The sequence below is a fragment of the Acidisphaera sp. S103 genome (assembly GCF_009765975.1).
GTDB lineage: Bacteria > Pseudomonadota > Alphaproteobacteria > Acetobacterales > Acetobacteraceae > Rhodopila.
This window is the reverse complement of sequence record NZ_LMUJ01000064.1, coordinates 139,359-154,397: the sequence shown is the minus strand read 5'-3', so window position 1 is coordinate 154,397 and position 15,039 is coordinate 139,359. Positions and strand designations below refer to the sequence as shown.

Sequence of the window (15,039 nt, the reverse complement as noted above, 5' to 3'; positions counted from 1 at the left end):
CAACCGCGTGGTTCGCGCCTTCCACGGTCACGCGTGAAATGGGGGAACAGCGATGCCGATGAACGCAACGCGAGGCTACCATTCCGGCCTCGTCGACCTGACCTCGGGGCAGATCAGCCGCGAGATCTTCGTCAACGAAGACATCTACGCGCAGGAACAGGAACGTGTTTTCGCCCGCTCCTGGCTGTTCGTCGGCCACGAAAGCCAAATCCCCAACAATGGTGATTTTTTCGTCTCCCGCATGGGCGAGGAGTCGGTGATCCTCTGCCGCGATCGCTCCGGTGCGGTGCGCGTGTTCCTGAATTCATGCCGCCATCGCGGCATGAAAGTGTGCCGCTACGACGACGGCAACGCCGCGGTCTTCACCTGCCCCTATCACGGCTGGAGCTACGGCACCGACGGCGCCCTGGTCGGCGTGCCGTTTTTCCGCGAGGCCTATCATTCCGAACTCGACAAGACGAAATGGGGTCTCGTTCCGGTCGCCCAACTCGCCTGCTACAAGGGCACCGTCTGGGCCAACTGGGACGCCTCGGCCCCACCGTTCCTCGAACACCTCGGTGAATTCCGCCGCTTCCTCGACCTGATCCTCGACGGCTGGGATGGAAGGGAAGGGCAGGCGGAACTGATCGGCGGCGTGCAGAAATGGATCATTCCGTGCAACTGGAAGTTCCCGGCGGAGAATTTCAGCGGCGACACCTACCACAACATCTCACACCGTTCGGTCGACCTTGTCGGCGCCGGCCCAAGCGGCCGCAGCCGGCGCGATTACAATGAGCTGAACGTGGCCCGCAAGCTGCACGTCGCGCTGCCCGATCGCGGCCACCAGACAATCACCTACGCGCTGCCGAAAGATCACCAACCACAGGCCGCCTACCAAAATTCCCCCGAAGTGGCCGAGTATTTTCGCCATTGCGAGGAAGAACGGCGGCGCCGACCCGGTAGCAACAACCGTCTGATGGGCGCGCCCGGTGAGATCTTTCCCAATGTGGCGCTGCTGCCCCGGCAGCCACGCACGCTGGCAGTTTGGCACCCGAAAAGCGCACACGAAACCGAGGTCTGGCGTTTCTTCTTCGTCGACCGCGACGCACCGCAACAGGTCAAGAACTTCCTCCGCGATTACTACATCCGTTACTCCGGCCCCGCCGGCATGACGGAACAGGACGACATGGAAAACTGGAACTACGCCCACGCCGCCAGCCGAGGCGTCATCGCTCGGCGCTACCCTTACACCTACGAAATGGGCATGGGCCACGCCGTGGAAAACTACGAGTGGGACGGGCTGCAAATCCCCGGCCGGGTGATCGACCTGACCAAAGCACAAGCCAGCGAGGAGCCCATGCGCAACCTATATCGCCGCTGGGCCCAGTTCATGGAAGCCGACAGTTGGGACGAACTGATGCCATGGCGGCATGAAACCGCGGCGCAGGCGGCACAATGAGCGATCCGATCAACGTTCGCGCCCTCGCCGTCGGCACACGTGTCATGCTGGGCAGCGGCGCCGAAGTCGAAATAATTGTTAATCCGGAAGACGGCGTCTGGCTGTTCGCGCGGTACCTGTCGTCGGCTGACGATCCGGCTATGGTCGGGACGGAAGACATGATCTTCGCGCAGGACGTCGTCGAGATCCGCCCGTAGCCTCGCGATTTTGAGATCGCCCTCTCTTCCGGTTAGTCTCGCCGCAACCCGAACGGAGGAAACAGTCATGCCCCAGGTCGCCGAAGCTAAAGGCCCCTACCGAGGCACCACCCGCCCCGATGACGTCGCACTGAACGCCTGGCTGGCGAAGCGTCCGGCCGAGACGGCACTGGAACCCGATCTGCCGATCATCGATCCGCACCACCATTTCTGGGACCAGGCGCATCGCGGCCACTACCTGCTGCCGCAACTGCTGTCCGATATCGGTGGTGGCCACAACATCGTCTCCACGGTCTTCCTGGAATGCCGAGCGATGTATCGCAAGGAGGGGCCGCGGGAGATGGCGGCGCTGGGTGAGGTCGAATTCGTCAACGGCATCGCGGCGATGAGCGCATCCGGCGGCTACGGCCCCTGCCGTGTCGCCGAGGGCATCATCGGCGGCGGCGACCTGACGTTCGGCGCCGCCAAGGTGCGCGCGCTGCTGGAAGCCGAGATCACCGCCGGCGGCGGACGTCTGCGCGGCCTGCGTCACGGCGTGGCCTGGGACGACCACAAGGCGGTCGCCGACTACGCATCCCGCGCGGTCCCGCTGCATCTGGTCATGGACAAGACATTCCGCGAAGGCTTCGCCCAACTCGCACCACTGGGATTGAGCTTCGAGTCATGGCAGTATCATCCGCAACTACCGGATGCGATCGATCTCGCCCGTTCCTTCCCCGACACCACCATCATCCTGAACCATGTCGGCGGTATCCTCGGTGTCGGACCCTATGCCGGCCACCGTCAGGAAAACCTGACCACCTGGCGCAAAAACATCCAGGAACTAGCCAAAAGCCCGAACGTCTACTGCAAGCTGGGCGGCCTCGGCATGATCTCGGTCGGTTTCGACTTCCACGAGCGTGACATTCCACCCTCGTCCGAGGACCTGGCCGCGGCATGGCGGCAATATATCGAGCCCTGCATCGAAGCCTTCGGTGTCGAACGCTGCATGTTCGAAAGCAATTTCCCGCCGGACAAGCAATCCTGCAGCTACACCGCGCTGTGGAACGCGTTCAAGCGTATCACCGCCAACGCCTCGGCCAGCGAGAAGACCGCGCTGTACAGCGGCACCGCGGCGAAGGTCTACCGGCTGACCACGCCCTAAGCATTCGAAAGGTTCAGCACATGGACATCTCCGGCAAGACCGCCATCGTCACCGGCGCCGCTTCCGGCATCGGGCTTGGCATCGCCACCGCGCTCGCCGAAGCCGGCGCCAACGTGGTGATGGCCGATATCCAGAAGGAAGCGGTGGAGACCGCCGCCCACGGCCTGTCCGGCACCAACAAGCGCGTCATGCCGGTGCGGATCGACGTGACCCAGGAACAATCTGTCATCGATGCGCTGGCGGAGGCGGAACGCAATTTCGGCAAACTTCATATCGCCTGCAACAACGCCGGCGTGCCGACACACGGCACTAAACTGGTCGATGTGCCGGTCCGCGACTGGGAATTCGTCATCGGCGTGAATGTCTGGGGGATCATCCACGGCATCCGTCACTTCGTTCCCGCCATCCTGAAGCACGGGGAAGAAGGTCACATTGTCAACACCGCCTCGGTCGCCGGCTTCCAAAACCGCCGCGGCACCGACCAGGGCCCGTATTCCATGAGCAAATACGCCGCCGTGTCGCTGTCCGAGGAACTGGAGCACGAATTGGCGGGAACGCCGGTCGGTGTCTCCGTCCTGTGCCCCGGCCCGATCGCCACGAACATCGCCCGCGGCGCTCGCAACCGCCCGGATCATCTGGGCGGCCCGCAAGTGCGCGACAAAGAGGAAGCCTCATTGGCCGAACGTCTCGCGGCCACCGGCCTGGACCCACGAAAAGTGGGTGACCGCGTGGTGGACGCGATCCTGACCAAGACATTCTACGCGTTCGTCAGCGCCGTGCCCGCCGACGTGATCAAGGCGCGCCACCGCCGTATCGAGGACGCGCTGAACTCCAAGTGGACGACCCATTACTGAGCGCCGAACGGAGACAATCCATGACGATCATCATCGGTGAAGGCGAGTACCGTTACGAGGTCATAGAGAACTGGGGCAGGCTGCCGGATGGATGGCGATACGGCGAAGTCGCCGCCGTCGGCGTGGACAGCAAGGACAATGTCTACGTGTTCAGCCGCGGCAAGCATCCGATGATCGTGTTCGATCGGGAGGGCAATTTCCTGCGCTCATGGGGTGAGGGTCTGTTCGCTCGGCCGCACGGCGTGCATGTGGCTCCGGACGACACGTTATACTGCACCGACGATGGCGATCACACCGTCCGACGGATGACCACGGACGGCAAGATGCTGTTGCAGATCGGCGTCCCTGGCGAACCGGCCCCGTATATGAGCGGCGATCCAATGAACCGCTGCACCCATACGGCGCTGTCACCGCAAGGGGACCTCTATGTCGCCGACGGCTACGGCAACGCCCGCGTCCATAAATACGATCCCAACGGCAAGCTGCTGTTTTCCTGGGGACAACCAGGCACCGATCCAGGTGAATTCAATATCGTCCACAACATCTGCTGCGATGAGGACGGCTGGGTCTACGTCGCGGATCGGGAAAACCATCGGATCCAGGTGTTCAACGGCCAGGGCAAGTTCGAGACGCACTGGCACAACATGCACCGTCCGTGCGGACTGTGCATGACGCGCGGCCGCAACCCCATCGCCTATATCGGTGAGAGCGGACCCAGCATGGCGGTGAACGTCCGGTCGCCAGGCATTGGCCCCCGTGTCAGCCTGTGGACTTTGGATGGAAAGCGGATCGCCAGGGTGGGCGATGCCTCGCGGGAGCAATCGAGCCAGTTTACGTCACCGCACGGCGTGGCCGTGGATTCACGCGGCGACATCTATGTGGGGGAGGTTGCCCGGACCGCGATGAAGAACAAAGGCACCCCGATCCCCGAGGATCAAGACATCCGCTGCATGCAGAAGCTGGTGAAATTGGGGTAGGAATCCCTCCAGTTGCGGCCATGGGGCAAGCGTCTTATGGTCGCGACAAGGCGCGAAGGGGCAAACCCAAGCGGCATTCTTGCCGATATACGTGCCAATCAGGGGGATGAACGCGTGGCTGCTTGGTCGAGACGGCAGGTCGTCAAAATTTTCACGGCCGGAACGGCGTTGGGCGTCAGTTCCCTTGCACACGCTGAAACGCCGTTGCGGAAAGCGACGCTGACCGTCGGCGGCCAGGGTCTTTTCTTCATGACCCCGTACTTGGCCGTGGATGGTGGTTTCTTCAAACAGCAGGGCCTCGACATCACCATTCTTGATGTCGGATCGGGTACGCGGCAGGCCGCCTCGATCCTGGGTGGCAGCGCCGAAATGTCGACGCTCGGCATCGAACAGAACATGCAGGCTGATGCGCGCGGTGGCAGTCTTGTCGCCGTGTCCTCCTGCTTCAACGCCTTTCCCATGAGTATCGTGCTGTCGCGCAAGGCCGTGGAGAAGAACGGCTTCACCGCCGGCCTTTCTCTCGGCGACAAGGTCAAGCGCCTGCACGGCCTGCGCCTCGGTATCAGTTCTCCCGGTTCCAGCACTGAAGAATTCGTTCGCACGCTGTTTCTGGCCCGTGGCATGACCCCGGAAACCGAGGTCAGCCTGCAGCCGGTCGGTGGCGGTGCGCCGATGCTGGCGGCGCTGGAGGCCGGGGGCATTGATGGCTTCGTCTGGGGACCGCCGTTTTCCACCACCGCGGTCGCCAAGGACAACGCAATGGTTGTCATCGACGCCATGACGGGCGAAGTGCCGGAATTCACCAACTATGCGTATCTGTGCCTGTCCACAAGCCGGCAGACGCTGGAAACCAAGCGGCCGTTGCTGCTGTCGGCCGTGCGCGCATTCGCGGCCACGATGACATTTGCCCATACCCAACCGGACAAGGCCGCCGCGGCCATACGCCATCGCTTCGTCGAAATGGATGACGGTGCATATCGCCAGGCGTTCGACCTCTTCGTCAAAGGCGTGCCGATGGTGCCCGATATTGAAGAAGCGCGGTACACCAAGACCTTGTCCACGCTGAACGTCAGCCTGAAGCCATCGCTGTCGGTGCCGTACTCGCAGGTGGTGACGCCCGACCTCGCGCATGAGGCGATGAAGGGGTAGCACAATGGCGACCCAGGCGCTGGCGGCCGGCGACCGTATGATCGGCGTGTGGCGCGTTGTGGTCGCCTTGTCGATCCCACTGGTATGGGAAGCGGCAGGGCGGCTCTCCGGGTCCCCGTGGGTCAGCACGCCCGGCCTTGTGGGACTGCGCCTGCTGGCCTGGGCCTCCGACGGTCTCGTGTTCCACATCACCACGACGATCGAGGAAATCGCCACCGGCCTCGCCCTGGGCTCCACATGCGGCGTCCTGTGTGGCCTGGCGCTCGGACGTATGCGGGTCCTGGCGGGTATATTGCGGCCGATCATCGTGGCGCTTTACAGCGTGCCGCTTATTTCGCTGGCGCCACTGTTCATCATGCTGTTCGGATTGGGGCAGATGCCGCAAATCGTCCTGGTGTCCATCGTCGTGTTCTTCCTGATCTTCTTCAACACCTTCGCCGGCGCGGAGTCGGTGGATGAAGACCTGATCCGCGCCTTGCACCTGATGGGGGCCAGCCGGACCGAGGTGTTCCGCAAGGTGATCGGCCCGGCCAGTGTCGTGTGGATCATCGGCGGGCTGAAGGTCGCGCTGCCCTACGCCCTGGTCGCCGCGACCACGGGGGAGATGCTGGGCAGCCGCGGCGGTATCGGCTTCCTGCTGAACAATGCGGCACAGCAGTTCGACATGACGTCGCTGTATGCGGCCCTGGTGATCCTTATGGCCCTCGGCATCCTGACCAGCGGGTCGGCCACCAGGCTTGAAACCTGGCTGCTGCGGTGGCGCCATGCAGCGCAATAGCGCCGCCGAGGCGGCAACCCCGAAGATCCAATTACTTGGCGCCAGCCGCGACTTCGAAGCGCGAGGCCGCCGTGTCCAGGCCCTGCAGCCCATCGATTTGTCCGTGAAAAAAGCCGAGTTCGTGGCCTTGGTGGGCCCCAGCGGGTGCGGGAAATCGACCATTTTAAACATGGTGGCCGGCTTGCTGGGGCCGACGCAGGGCAGGGTGGCCTATGATGGTCAGCCTATTGCCGGCCTCAATCGCAAGGTCGGCTACATGACCCAGAAAGACACGCTGCTGCCCTGGCGCGACGTTGCATCCAATATCGGCGTCGCGCTGGAGCTGAAGTGCCGTCCCATGCCGCGTGCCGATGCCGCCACCAAGGTTGCGCAGATGATCGAACTCGTGGGACTGAAAGGGTTCGAACATCATTATCCCAGCGAACTGTCCGGCGGCATGCGCAAACGGGTGGCCTTGGCGCGGACGCTGATCTACGAGCCGGAAACGTTGTTGATGGACGAACCGTTCGCGGCACTCGACGCGCAACTTCGGCTGGTGATGCTGGACCAACTTCAGTTCCTGACGCGGCTGCGGAAGATGACGGTCCTGTTCGTCACTCACGATCTGGGCGAAGCCATTACCCTTGCCGACCGCGTCGTGGTCATGAGTGCCAGGCCCGGCCGCATCCGGGCGATCCGCAATGTGCCGATCCAGCGGCCCCTGGACGTGTTCAAGGCACGTTTCTCGCCGGAGTTCGCCAGCCTGCATGAGGCGCTGTGGGATGAGCTAAAAGATGAGGTGACGAAAGGAACCGACCTATGAAGCCCCGCCGGCGGTCCGGCTGATGTCCGACCTCGCATTGACCGCCAGGATCGGCTTCGCCGAACGCGCCCGGGCCGTGTTCGACAGCACGCCGGGCCGCATCCTGGCGCGTATTGGCATCCTCGCGGCTCTGCTCGCGGCGTGGCAGTACCTGCCCGGCCCAGGCATGCGTTTCTGGGCGAGCGATCCCCAATCCATCGTCATGGCGCTGCTGGGCTGGATCATCGATGGCACGCTGTGGCACCAGTTATTCGCCACGCTGACGGTCATGAGCACGTCCTATGCATTGGGCTGTGCGATCGGTGTGGGCCTTGGCCTGGTGTTCGGCCTGCTGCCCCGGCTCGACAAGGTTATGTCGCCCTTCATCTTCGCCGCCTATTCACTGCCGAAAATCGCCTTGGCACCCCTGTTGATCATCCTGTTCGGGATCGGCGTGCTGTCGAAGGTCGTACTGGTTACCTTGGTCGTCTTCTTCCTTGTCTTCAGCAGCACGATCGACGGCGTCCACAACATCGACCCCGATTTGCCGCGAGCGCTGCGGCTGATGGGAGCGACACGCGCCGAGATCATTCGCAAGGTGCTGATCCCCGCCGCGCTGCCGTGGATCTTCACCAGCATGCGGATCGCCGTGCGCTATGCGTTTTCCAACACATTGCTGGCGGAACTGATCGCGTCCAACAGCGGTATCGGTTACCTGATCGCCTACCATTCGGGCATCTATGACGCGGCGGGAACCTACGCGGCGGTACTGATCCTGGTGATCCTGAGTGTCGCGCTGACCGAGGTGCTGACGCGGATCGAGAAGGGAATGTCGCGATGGCGGGCTTAGCCGGCCGCGCGTAAACAGGACATGCTGCGGACGGGGACGATCCCGGCCGGTATCCGATCGCGAAGAAGCGTGAGTCGCGACCCCGCCCGTCACTCAGACAAGCTACCCAGCCCGCGCGACCAGCATCGTGTGACTATCCTGCCGCAAATCCATTGTGGCTCAATCTGGCCTGGAACAGGGGGCTGATGATTTCGTCCCCGGGAACCACCGAGGATTGTCATGCCGCCTGAAGCAAACCCGCGATCGTTTCCTGTCCGCATCAGGGTTGGCAGCGACACACCATCGGCCGATGTGTTTGACCGCCGCGAGAAGACCCGCGGACACGCCCGAACTCTGCGCCGGCGATCGGGTCCGCCGCGCCGCAACGCCATTCGAGGCCCGGTAGAAACCGCGTCCCCAGCGTACTGACCAGGGCACATCGCCCGATCACCAGGAGAGCAACGATGAGCGATAGATTCGATGAAGACCTGTTGGACGAAATGGCGGAAGAGCCCGAAGGCAAAGGCGGTCACAGCGCCTTTGACGAATTCGAAGGCGCCGACGAACTGGAGGCATCCGATGAATTCGACGACGTCAACGAATTCGATGACGACGGATTCGACGCTCCCGCGGAGTTCGAAGCCATGGACGAATTCGACGAACTGGACGACCCGGGCGACACGTTCGACGAGGAGTCGGCGGACGAGCTGGAAGAAGGCGTCACTGACGCGCTGGAGGCAGCCGATGCCGACGAATTCTGGAGTGGGCTCGGTAGGGCCCTGAAGAAGGTCGGCGGCGCCATCGGCAAGGGTGCCCGCTGGGTGGCACCGCTCGCCAAGATGATTCCCATCCCGCAAGCCCAACTCATCGGCCGCGCCGCCGACATCGTCGGTAAGGTCATGGCCGATGAAGCCGACGAAATGGATGGGTTCGACGATCTCGCCGATTTCGCCGACGATGAAGAGGCGATCGATGCGCTCGCCCCCGCCATTGCAGGCGTGGCGATCAAGTCGGCCTTGAAGCATCATACGGCTGCTCTGCCGCGTCCGCAGCGCCGGGCGCTGGTGAAGACCGTTACCGCTGCAACCAAGCATCTGGTGCGCAAGCACGGACCGAAGGCGGTGCAGGCGATGCCGGCCATCGTCAGCCACGCTCGGAAAGTGATTGCTCGCAAGCGTCTACCGGTACGCCATCTGCCACGCGTGGTTGCCCAAACCGTGAAGGCGGCGGCTCGTTCGCCACGGGTGTTGCGCAAACTGGCGCAGACCACGCACCGCATGCGCCTGCGCCCCGGGCGGCGTCATCATCGGGGCATGGCCCGCGGGATGGGCCGGAACCGGTTCCGGACGCACCGGACGGGTACCGCCATGACGGGTACCGCCATGGCGCTCGGTACTGCGCGCCACAGCGGCCTGCGGGCGTCGGGTGCGGTCTGCCCGAGCTGCGGACGGCGGCGCACGATGCGGTTCCATGGACCGATTCACCTGACAATCACGTCGGGCTGAGTAAGCAGACCACCAATGTTGGGGGAAGCCGGTGCAACAGCCGGCCGCCCCCAACGACCCCGCCGCCTTCCGAACACGCCGACATGCGACCCTGCATGTCGCCCGGCCAGTAGGACGTCCAGCCATGGGTGCGAAGGCAATCCTCGAAGTCAGCGCGTTCCTGCGGGAGCGGATCATCGGGCTGACAGCCCGAGCCCGCCGCCTTTCGCGGATCGACTATGACTCCGTGGGCATCCGGCCGCAGGACCTGCCCTTTGCTCCGTCCCCCGACCATTTCAAAGCAGCGAACGATCGCCTGACGTCCATCGATCACGAAATAGCCCGCCGTGTGCGGACCGTGCAGCGTGAGTGGACGAGCACAAGGCCGCAGCGCGTCCTGATCGATATCGCCCTGGTCGAGCGCGAGATCGATCGCGCCCGCCGCGCCTTCGGCATGTTCTTCGAGGTGTTCAGCCAACGCGGCAGCACCTATGCACCGGCCCTGGCGGCGCACGACGTCATCGCCCGCGACTGTTACGACGCGGTGCGACAGCACGCGCCACGCCTGCTCAGCGGCAAAGCCCTGGCACCGGTCACGTACATGGAACATGGCTACTCGCCGGCGACGATGCGCCGGGGTGTGGTGCTGACCCGGCTGCTGGGTGAATCGAACCCGTTTCCGGTGATTCGCATCCCCTGGGATCGCGACAACCCGTGGGAGCCGGTGTTCGTCCATGAAATCGCGCACAACCTGCAAGCCGACATGGGAATCTGGTACGAAAACAAGATCGCCGTCACCAAGCGGGTGATGACCGTATCAGGCGATCCTCGACTGGCCGTGATTTATGGCCGCTGGCACAAGGAAATTTTCGCCGACCTGGCGGCGATGCTGCTCGGCGGGCCGGCGGTGGCCTGGGGCATGGCGCTGTTCCTGGCGCATCCCGCGCCGCGCGCGCTGACCTATCGGGCCGGTGCCCACCCGACCGGATTCCTGCGCGTCCTGCTGTTGGTGGAAATGCTGCGCCGCATGGGTTTCACGACGGATGCGACGCGGCTCGATCGCGTGTGGCGAACCCTGTATAATCCGCGTCGGTTCCATCGCCTGCCCGAACGGCTGCTACGTAGCACGGACAAGCTGATGCCGCATATTGTCGATGAGATCGCCTACCAGACACGGCGAAACCTGGCACACCGGGCGCTGGCGGATATCATCCGGTTCCGGCGGGAGGACCAGGACGCGATCCTTGCGGGAAAGCGGCATCTGGTTGAGGGCCGCCTGCCGGACCGGTCGTTGCCGCCCCGCTATCTGGTCAGCGCCGCCAGCTACGCCTTGCAGACCGGCCGGCTGCAGCCTCGATCACTCTCGACGCAGTTGGTCGGCCGCCTGACTGAAGACCATCCGTCCGCCCCCGTCACCATCAGTGCCGCGCAAGCGGCGCTGGCATCCTGATCCGCGAACCCAACGAAACGAGGTAGGTCATGTCCCTTTCCCCGAACAGTTACTACAGCGGAGGCGGGTCCCACAGCTCGTCGCTCAACGGCGCATCGCATGGCCAGGGTGGTCAAGGCGGCCATAATAGCCACGGCAGCAACGGGCATGTCGGCCTCGCGCTGGATAATATGCTGCGCAACCACCTGAAGGTGAGCAATCCACGGGACGCCAGGCAGATCGCCGAAGGGCTGATGTCCTATTATCAGGATCTGCCGCAAGCCGCCGGACTCCGGCAGGAACTGATGGGTCTGCCCAGCCTGCCGCCCGCTGCGATGCTGGCGCAGCAGCCATCGCTGGCGGCGCAGTCCAGTTCGTCGGACACCGAATTCCGCATCGCCAACGGCGACGTGGAGAAAGCGCTGATCGACCTGGCGAGCAACCCGCTGACTAACGACATAACGCCTGAAATGCAGGGCTGGGGCGACTCGATCCGGGCCGCCGTCATCCAGGGCCATGCCGCCGCGAGGCAGGGGTTGGACCCGACCCAGCGCGACAAGGTGATCGCGGTGCGGCGCCAGCTCGGCGAATACGCACGTATGGCGCGTTTCGTCGGGTCGCTGTCGCCCGGCATGACTCAGAACTTCCGCCGGCTGGGACGCGCGCTGGATGAGGTTGCGGCCGTGCTGCTGGTGATGCTGGGCGAATCGCTGGCCAGTGTCGGCTTCGCGACCGGGTATTACTTGCTGCAAGTGCCGGTACCCGAACTGCAACAGCGGCGCGACGCGGTGATCTACGCACTGCGCAACTTCAATGGCGGCTCACAACAGTCGGTTACGCCGAATGACTGGCCGCGCGGCATCGACGCCTATCGCCGGCTTTATCTGTGGCTGGAGGAGCAGGGCCAGGGCGATCTGCGGTCGCTGCTGTTGGAAAACGAAATCGCCCAGACCATGGATGGGCTGATCACACGGGCACACAATGGCACGTCCGACGGCTTGCGGGCTTTAGGGGTGACAGCGCAGCTCGATATCGAGCGGTTCCGGCGCATGGCGATCGTCGCGCCCGGCGCGATGTCGCGGGAGGACGGGCATTTCGACCGTTCGCCGCCGCTGGAATCCTATCTGCAGGCTCTGGAACTGTTCGCCGAGACTTTCCGTCCCGCCGGCGGGCTGCGCCTGCTGCGCATCGCCCGGCCGCCGATCCTGCTGTACGGCCTCTACAACATGAACCAGTTGGAAGACGACAACAGTCTTTTCGACCTGATTTCGGTACGCGGCACCCTGGCGACAATTTTCGACGGGTTGTTCCCAAGCAACAGCGCGCGCGGGGTGCAGCCACAGGTGTTGCTCGACATGCTGCTCCTGGAACTGGACCGCGGGATCGACTTGCTGGCGCTTGGTTCATTGACCAGCGAGGGCGGCCCGACCGAGTGGCGGGCTATGGCGTTCTGGTCGATCATCGATGTGATTTACAAACTGGTGACGGGCGGCTCTGCCAACTTCGCCGGTGGTCCCATCAACGAATATGCCGTACCCGGCTCGAAATTACAGGCCGATCTGGCACAGATCCGGGCCGACTACGCAACCGCGACCATGGAGGTCAAAGGTCTGGACCGGGCGTTCACGCGCTACTACCAGATCCCGTCAACCAAAGTGCCACCGCCGCTATTGGATGAACGGCAGAGACGGGGCCTGGCGGAAGAACTGCGCGTTCAGGAAAGCCTTGAAGAGCGCTGGGAAAATCTGGTGCGCACGGTGTCTTTGGAGGCCGGCGATCAGCAATACGTGTTCCGGCTGCTCAAGCTGGTGATCCGGCAGGCGGCTTACGAGGCCAACGTCGGCAAACTGCCGCGCATGGCGCCGGCCCTGCCGCAGCAATACGAACAGAGCCTGGATATTATCGCGAGGAAAGTGTGATGAGCGATTCACTCATTGTCGTAGGGAGCGGCAGTTCCAGCGCAGGCGGAGCAGGCACGCCACCGCCTGTGTCGTCCCTGGCCGCGCTGATCGTGCCCGATGTGTTGGGCGATCTGAGGGAGCTGTTGGATCGCCACGAGGTCCGCGGCACGCTGGTCGGGATTTCGGCCATCAAAGCGTTACTGCTGGCGGAACTGGTCGGCGAAGTAAAGGCTATCGAGAAAAACATAAAGAAATATGTCGACTATATCGTTCCGGGCGCGGCGGCAGGCAGCAAACATTCGGCAGCCACATCGCCGACAGGAGGATCGTCTGGTGCGGCGACCCCGCTTGGCGGAGCTGTTGGCACGGCGGCTCCGCCGGGGGCCGCCAGCCAAGGCACCGCTGGCGCAGCAGCGGCCGCCCAAGACGTCGCCGCGGAGCACACGGTCAGTCCGTTCATCTCCGACTTCGGGGAAATGCTGAAACCCTTTGTAAAAATGCCGGTCGAGCAATTGCACGCGGTAGTCGATAGCCAGGAGAAGGCAATCGAGAAAGGGGCTGCCGGGATCACCGAACTACAGACCGCGAAGTCCGCCAGCGATGCCAGGATTCAGGCATTGGAAGCGCATGTCCTGCGGCTTGATGCCGCGCATCGCGGCCTGTCCGATCGTGTCGTTGAAATGGGCTTCGAACTGGGCGAATCGGAAGCCGCAACGGAGGCGCTGGGAGAAGCCGTGCGCGAAGCCGGTTCGCCCGTCATCGTCGTGGTGGAAGAGGGCGAGAATAGGGACCCCGACGAGCCAGTCCGGACAACCCAGGCCCGCCCGATGCGACAGGCCGGCAACCCCGTCCGCAAGGTGCAGGCTCGGAAGAAGAAGTAAGCGCCATCAGCGTGGCGAAGTAATCGGCACCATCAGTCTAGGAGCTGTTCGATGACCATCCAGCAAACGGAAACGATCCAGCGACTCTGGGACCGCTTTATCCGCGACCAGCTCGCCAATGTCCCGCCCGAAGACCGTCAGGCGTACGCGCAGCAGTTCGAGGAGCGCTTTGCCGACTTGTCGGAAAAAGGCGCCGAGGCCCCGGGCGGCGGCGACGGGTTCCTCGACATGATCGGTGTCGGTCCGAAAGGCCCGGTGGGCTTCGAGGAAATCGCGTACCCGTATCTGAAGCCGGACTTCGACTATAGTTACGTCTCCAGTCAGTTGCACGCATCGGCGGAACTGTACTTTATCTATCAGTATGAACGCTCGAAAGTATTCCAGGTGGTGAACGTGCTGCTGCGCCTGTTCCATTCCGGCAGCATCAAGTTGACCCGCGGACCTGGCGCCAAGGGGCTGTACCTGTTGGAAAAATGGCAGCCGCAACGATATTCGCTACGGCATCGGGAAGCAGCGTATCGCCGGGCGTTCAACTATGGCGGCAACGGAAGCACGCAAGGCGTGGTCAACCGGAATTTCCATCGCCAGCTCGTCGGGTTCATGGGCGCGGTCGCACAATACCTCCGCGATCTGCGGATCGGCGACGTCATCCGCGGCGGCCAGCAGATTGGAAACCGAGCATTCGGCAGCGTCGCGACGGTGCAACGGCTTGGCATCGATCTGCGCTATGCGCTGAACCGTGCGACTTACGGCAGCATCTATGCACTGTCGATGGAAACCGGGCATTATCTGAAGCAGGTGCTGACGCTGCTCGATGCCCCCGATATCAAGAAGGCGTTCGATGCGAATACGCGGTGGAACGTGGTCGAGGCGGTGTCGCAACGTTACCTGGGCGGCATGGCTGACATCTCGCAGCGCGCCAAGATGGCCGAGAGTGGGCGGCGCATCCTGCTGTTCGTCGCCGACCATGATTTCAAGACCGGGATCGACCCATCACTGTTCCAGACGGAGATGGGGCAGATCGGCCAGCATGCCGAGGCGTGGCTGGCGGCCTACCGCATGACCCCCGAGGGCCGCGGTTTCGTCGGCGCGCCACCCCAAGTGCAGCACGATGTGTTCGGGACCAAAATGCGGCGGGAACTTCAGCCTGCGTTCGCCGATCTGTAACCGGGTCCAGCCCGGAATGGTCACACCCTT

The 15,039-nt window shown here is 63.5% G+C and carries 14 protein-coding genes; all 14 read left to right on the top strand.

All coding sequences use genetic code 11. From position 1 onward, the window contains the following. The first annotated feature begins 58 nt into the window (after positions 1–58). The 14 genes from GSQ89_RS22935 (at position 59) to GSQ89_RS22870 (ending at position 15,009) form a co-directional block, all read left to right on the top strand. Positions 59–1,438, top strand: a complete 1,380-nt coding sequence (locus GSQ89_RS22935; RefSeq protein WP_158929594.1) for an aromatic ring-hydroxylating dioxygenase subunit alpha — start codon at positions 59–61, stop codon at positions 1,436–1,438. Then, the gene (locus tag GSQ89_RS22930; RefSeq protein WP_158929592.1) at positions 1,435–1,635 is read left to right on the top strand and encodes a hypothetical protein; all 201 of its coding nucleotides are present in this window, start codon (positions 1,435–1,437) and stop codon (positions 1,633–1,635) included. Before GSQ89_RS22935 ends, GSQ89_RS22930 begins: the two co-directional genes overlap by 4 nt. A gap of 67 nt (positions 1,636–1,702) precedes the next feature. Further along, on the top strand, positions 1,703–2,779 hold the full coding sequence (locus GSQ89_RS22925) for an amidohydrolase (RefSeq protein ID WP_158929590.1): 1,077 nt from the start codon (positions 1,703–1,705) through the stop codon (positions 2,777–2,779). 20 nt (positions 2,780–2,799) lie between these two features. Next, positions 2,800–3,633, top strand: a complete 834-nt coding sequence (locus GSQ89_RS22920; RefSeq protein WP_158929588.1) for an SDR family NAD(P)-dependent oxidoreductase — start codon at positions 2,800–2,802, stop codon at positions 3,631–3,633. A 20-nt stretch (positions 3,634–3,653) separates the two neighbouring features. Beyond that, the gene (locus tag GSQ89_RS22915) at positions 3,654–4,610 is read left to right on the top strand and encodes a peptidyl-alpha-hydroxyglycine alpha-amidating lyase family protein (RefSeq protein WP_158929586.1); all 957 of its coding nucleotides are present in this window, start codon (positions 3,654–3,656) and stop codon (positions 4,608–4,610) included. Between the two features lie 114 nt (positions 4,611–4,724). Beyond that, positions 4,725–5,759, top strand: coding sequence for an ABC transporter substrate-binding protein (locus GSQ89_RS22910; protein ID WP_158929584.1), 1,035 nt, complete (start codon positions 4,725–4,727; stop codon positions 5,757–5,759). Between the two features lie 4 nt (positions 5,760–5,763). Beyond that, positions 5,764–6,537, top strand: a complete 774-nt coding sequence (locus tag GSQ89_RS22905) for an ABC transporter permease (RefSeq protein ID WP_158929582.1) — start codon at positions 5,764–5,766, stop codon at positions 6,535–6,537. Then, the gene (locus tag GSQ89_RS22900) at positions 6,524–7,339 is read left to right on the top strand and encodes an ABC transporter ATP-binding protein (protein WP_158929580.1); all 816 of its coding nucleotides are present in this window, start codon (positions 6,524–6,526) and stop codon (positions 7,337–7,339) included. The genes GSQ89_RS22905 and GSQ89_RS22900 overlap by 14 nt, the downstream gene beginning before the upstream one ends. A 22-nt stretch (positions 7,340–7,361) precedes the next feature. Then, positions 7,362–8,168, top strand: coding sequence for an ABC transporter permease (locus GSQ89_RS22895; RefSeq protein WP_158929578.1), 807 nt, complete (start codon positions 7,362–7,364; stop codon positions 8,166–8,168). 470 nt (positions 8,169–8,638) lie between these two features. Next, positions 8,639–9,652, top strand: a complete 1,014-nt coding sequence (locus GSQ89_RS22890) for a hypothetical protein (protein ID WP_158929576.1) — start codon at positions 8,639–8,641, stop codon at positions 9,650–9,652. 124 nt (positions 9,653–9,776) lie between these two features. Next, positions 9,777–11,081 carry a hypothetical protein gene (locus GSQ89_RS22885; RefSeq protein WP_158929574.1) on the top strand — a complete coding sequence of 435 codons (1,305 nt, stop codon included), beginning with the start codon at positions 9,777–9,779 and terminating at the stop codon, positions 11,079–11,081. 29 nt (positions 11,082–11,110) lie between these two features. Further along, on the top strand, positions 11,111–12,979 hold the full coding sequence (locus GSQ89_RS22880; protein WP_158929572.1) for a hypothetical protein: 1,869 nt from the start codon (positions 11,111–11,113) through the stop codon (positions 12,977–12,979). Further along, positions 12,979–13,842, top strand: a complete 864-nt coding sequence (locus tag GSQ89_RS22875) for a hypothetical protein (RefSeq protein ID WP_158929570.1) — start codon at positions 12,979–12,981, stop codon at positions 13,840–13,842. Before GSQ89_RS22880 ends, GSQ89_RS22875 begins: the two co-directional genes overlap by 1 nt. Positions 13,843–13,893: 51 nt before the next feature. Beyond that, positions 13,894–15,009, top strand: a complete 1,116-nt coding sequence (locus GSQ89_RS22870; RefSeq protein ID WP_158929568.1) for a hypothetical protein — start codon at positions 13,894–13,896, stop codon at positions 15,007–15,009. Positions 15,010–15,039: the final 30 nt, after the last annotated feature.

What these genes read in the sequence shown, in the direction of transcription:
- GSQ89_RS22935 (WP_158929594.1), top strand. Translation starts at nt 59, where the DNA reads ATGAACGCAACGCGAGGCTACCATTCCGGCCTCGTCGACCTGACCTCG.
- GSQ89_RS22930 (WP_158929592.1), top strand. Translation starts at nt 1,435, where the DNA reads ATGAGCGATCCGATCAACGTTCGCGCCCTCGCCGTCGGCACACGTGTC.
- GSQ89_RS22925 (WP_158929590.1), top strand. Translation starts at nt 1,703, where the DNA reads ATGCCCCAGGTCGCCGAAGCTAAAGGCCCCTACCGAGGCACCACCCGC.
- GSQ89_RS22920 (WP_158929588.1), top strand. Translation starts at nt 2,800, where the DNA reads ATGGACATCTCCGGCAAGACCGCCATCGTCACCGGCGCCGCTTCCGGC.
- GSQ89_RS22915 (WP_158929586.1), top strand. Translation starts at nt 3,654, where the DNA reads ATGACGATCATCATCGGTGAAGGCGAGTACCGTTACGAGGTCATAGAG.
- GSQ89_RS22905 (WP_158929582.1), top strand. Translation starts at nt 5,764, where the DNA reads ATGGCGACCCAGGCGCTGGCGGCCGGCGACCGTATGATCGGCGTGTGG.
- GSQ89_RS22900 (WP_158929580.1), top strand. Translation starts at nt 6,524, where the DNA reads ATGCAGCGCAATAGCGCCGCCGAGGCGGCAACCCCGAAGATCCAATTA.
- GSQ89_RS22895 (WP_158929578.1), top strand. Translation starts at nt 7,362, where the DNA reads ATGTCCGACCTCGCATTGACCGCCAGGATCGGCTTCGCCGAACGCGCC.
- GSQ89_RS22885 (WP_158929574.1), top strand. Translation starts at nt 9,777, where the DNA reads ATGGGTGCGAAGGCAATCCTCGAAGTCAGCGCGTTCCTGCGGGAGCGG.
- GSQ89_RS22880 (WP_158929572.1), top strand. Translation starts at nt 11,111, where the DNA reads ATGTCCCTTTCCCCGAACAGTTACTACAGCGGAGGCGGGTCCCACAGC.
- GSQ89_RS22875 (WP_158929570.1), top strand. Translation starts at nt 12,979, where the DNA reads ATGAGCGATTCACTCATTGTCGTAGGGAGCGGCAGTTCCAGCGCAGGC.
- GSQ89_RS22870 (WP_158929568.1), top strand. Translation starts at nt 13,894, where the DNA reads ATGACCATCCAGCAAACGGAAACGATCCAGCGACTCTGGGACCGCTTT.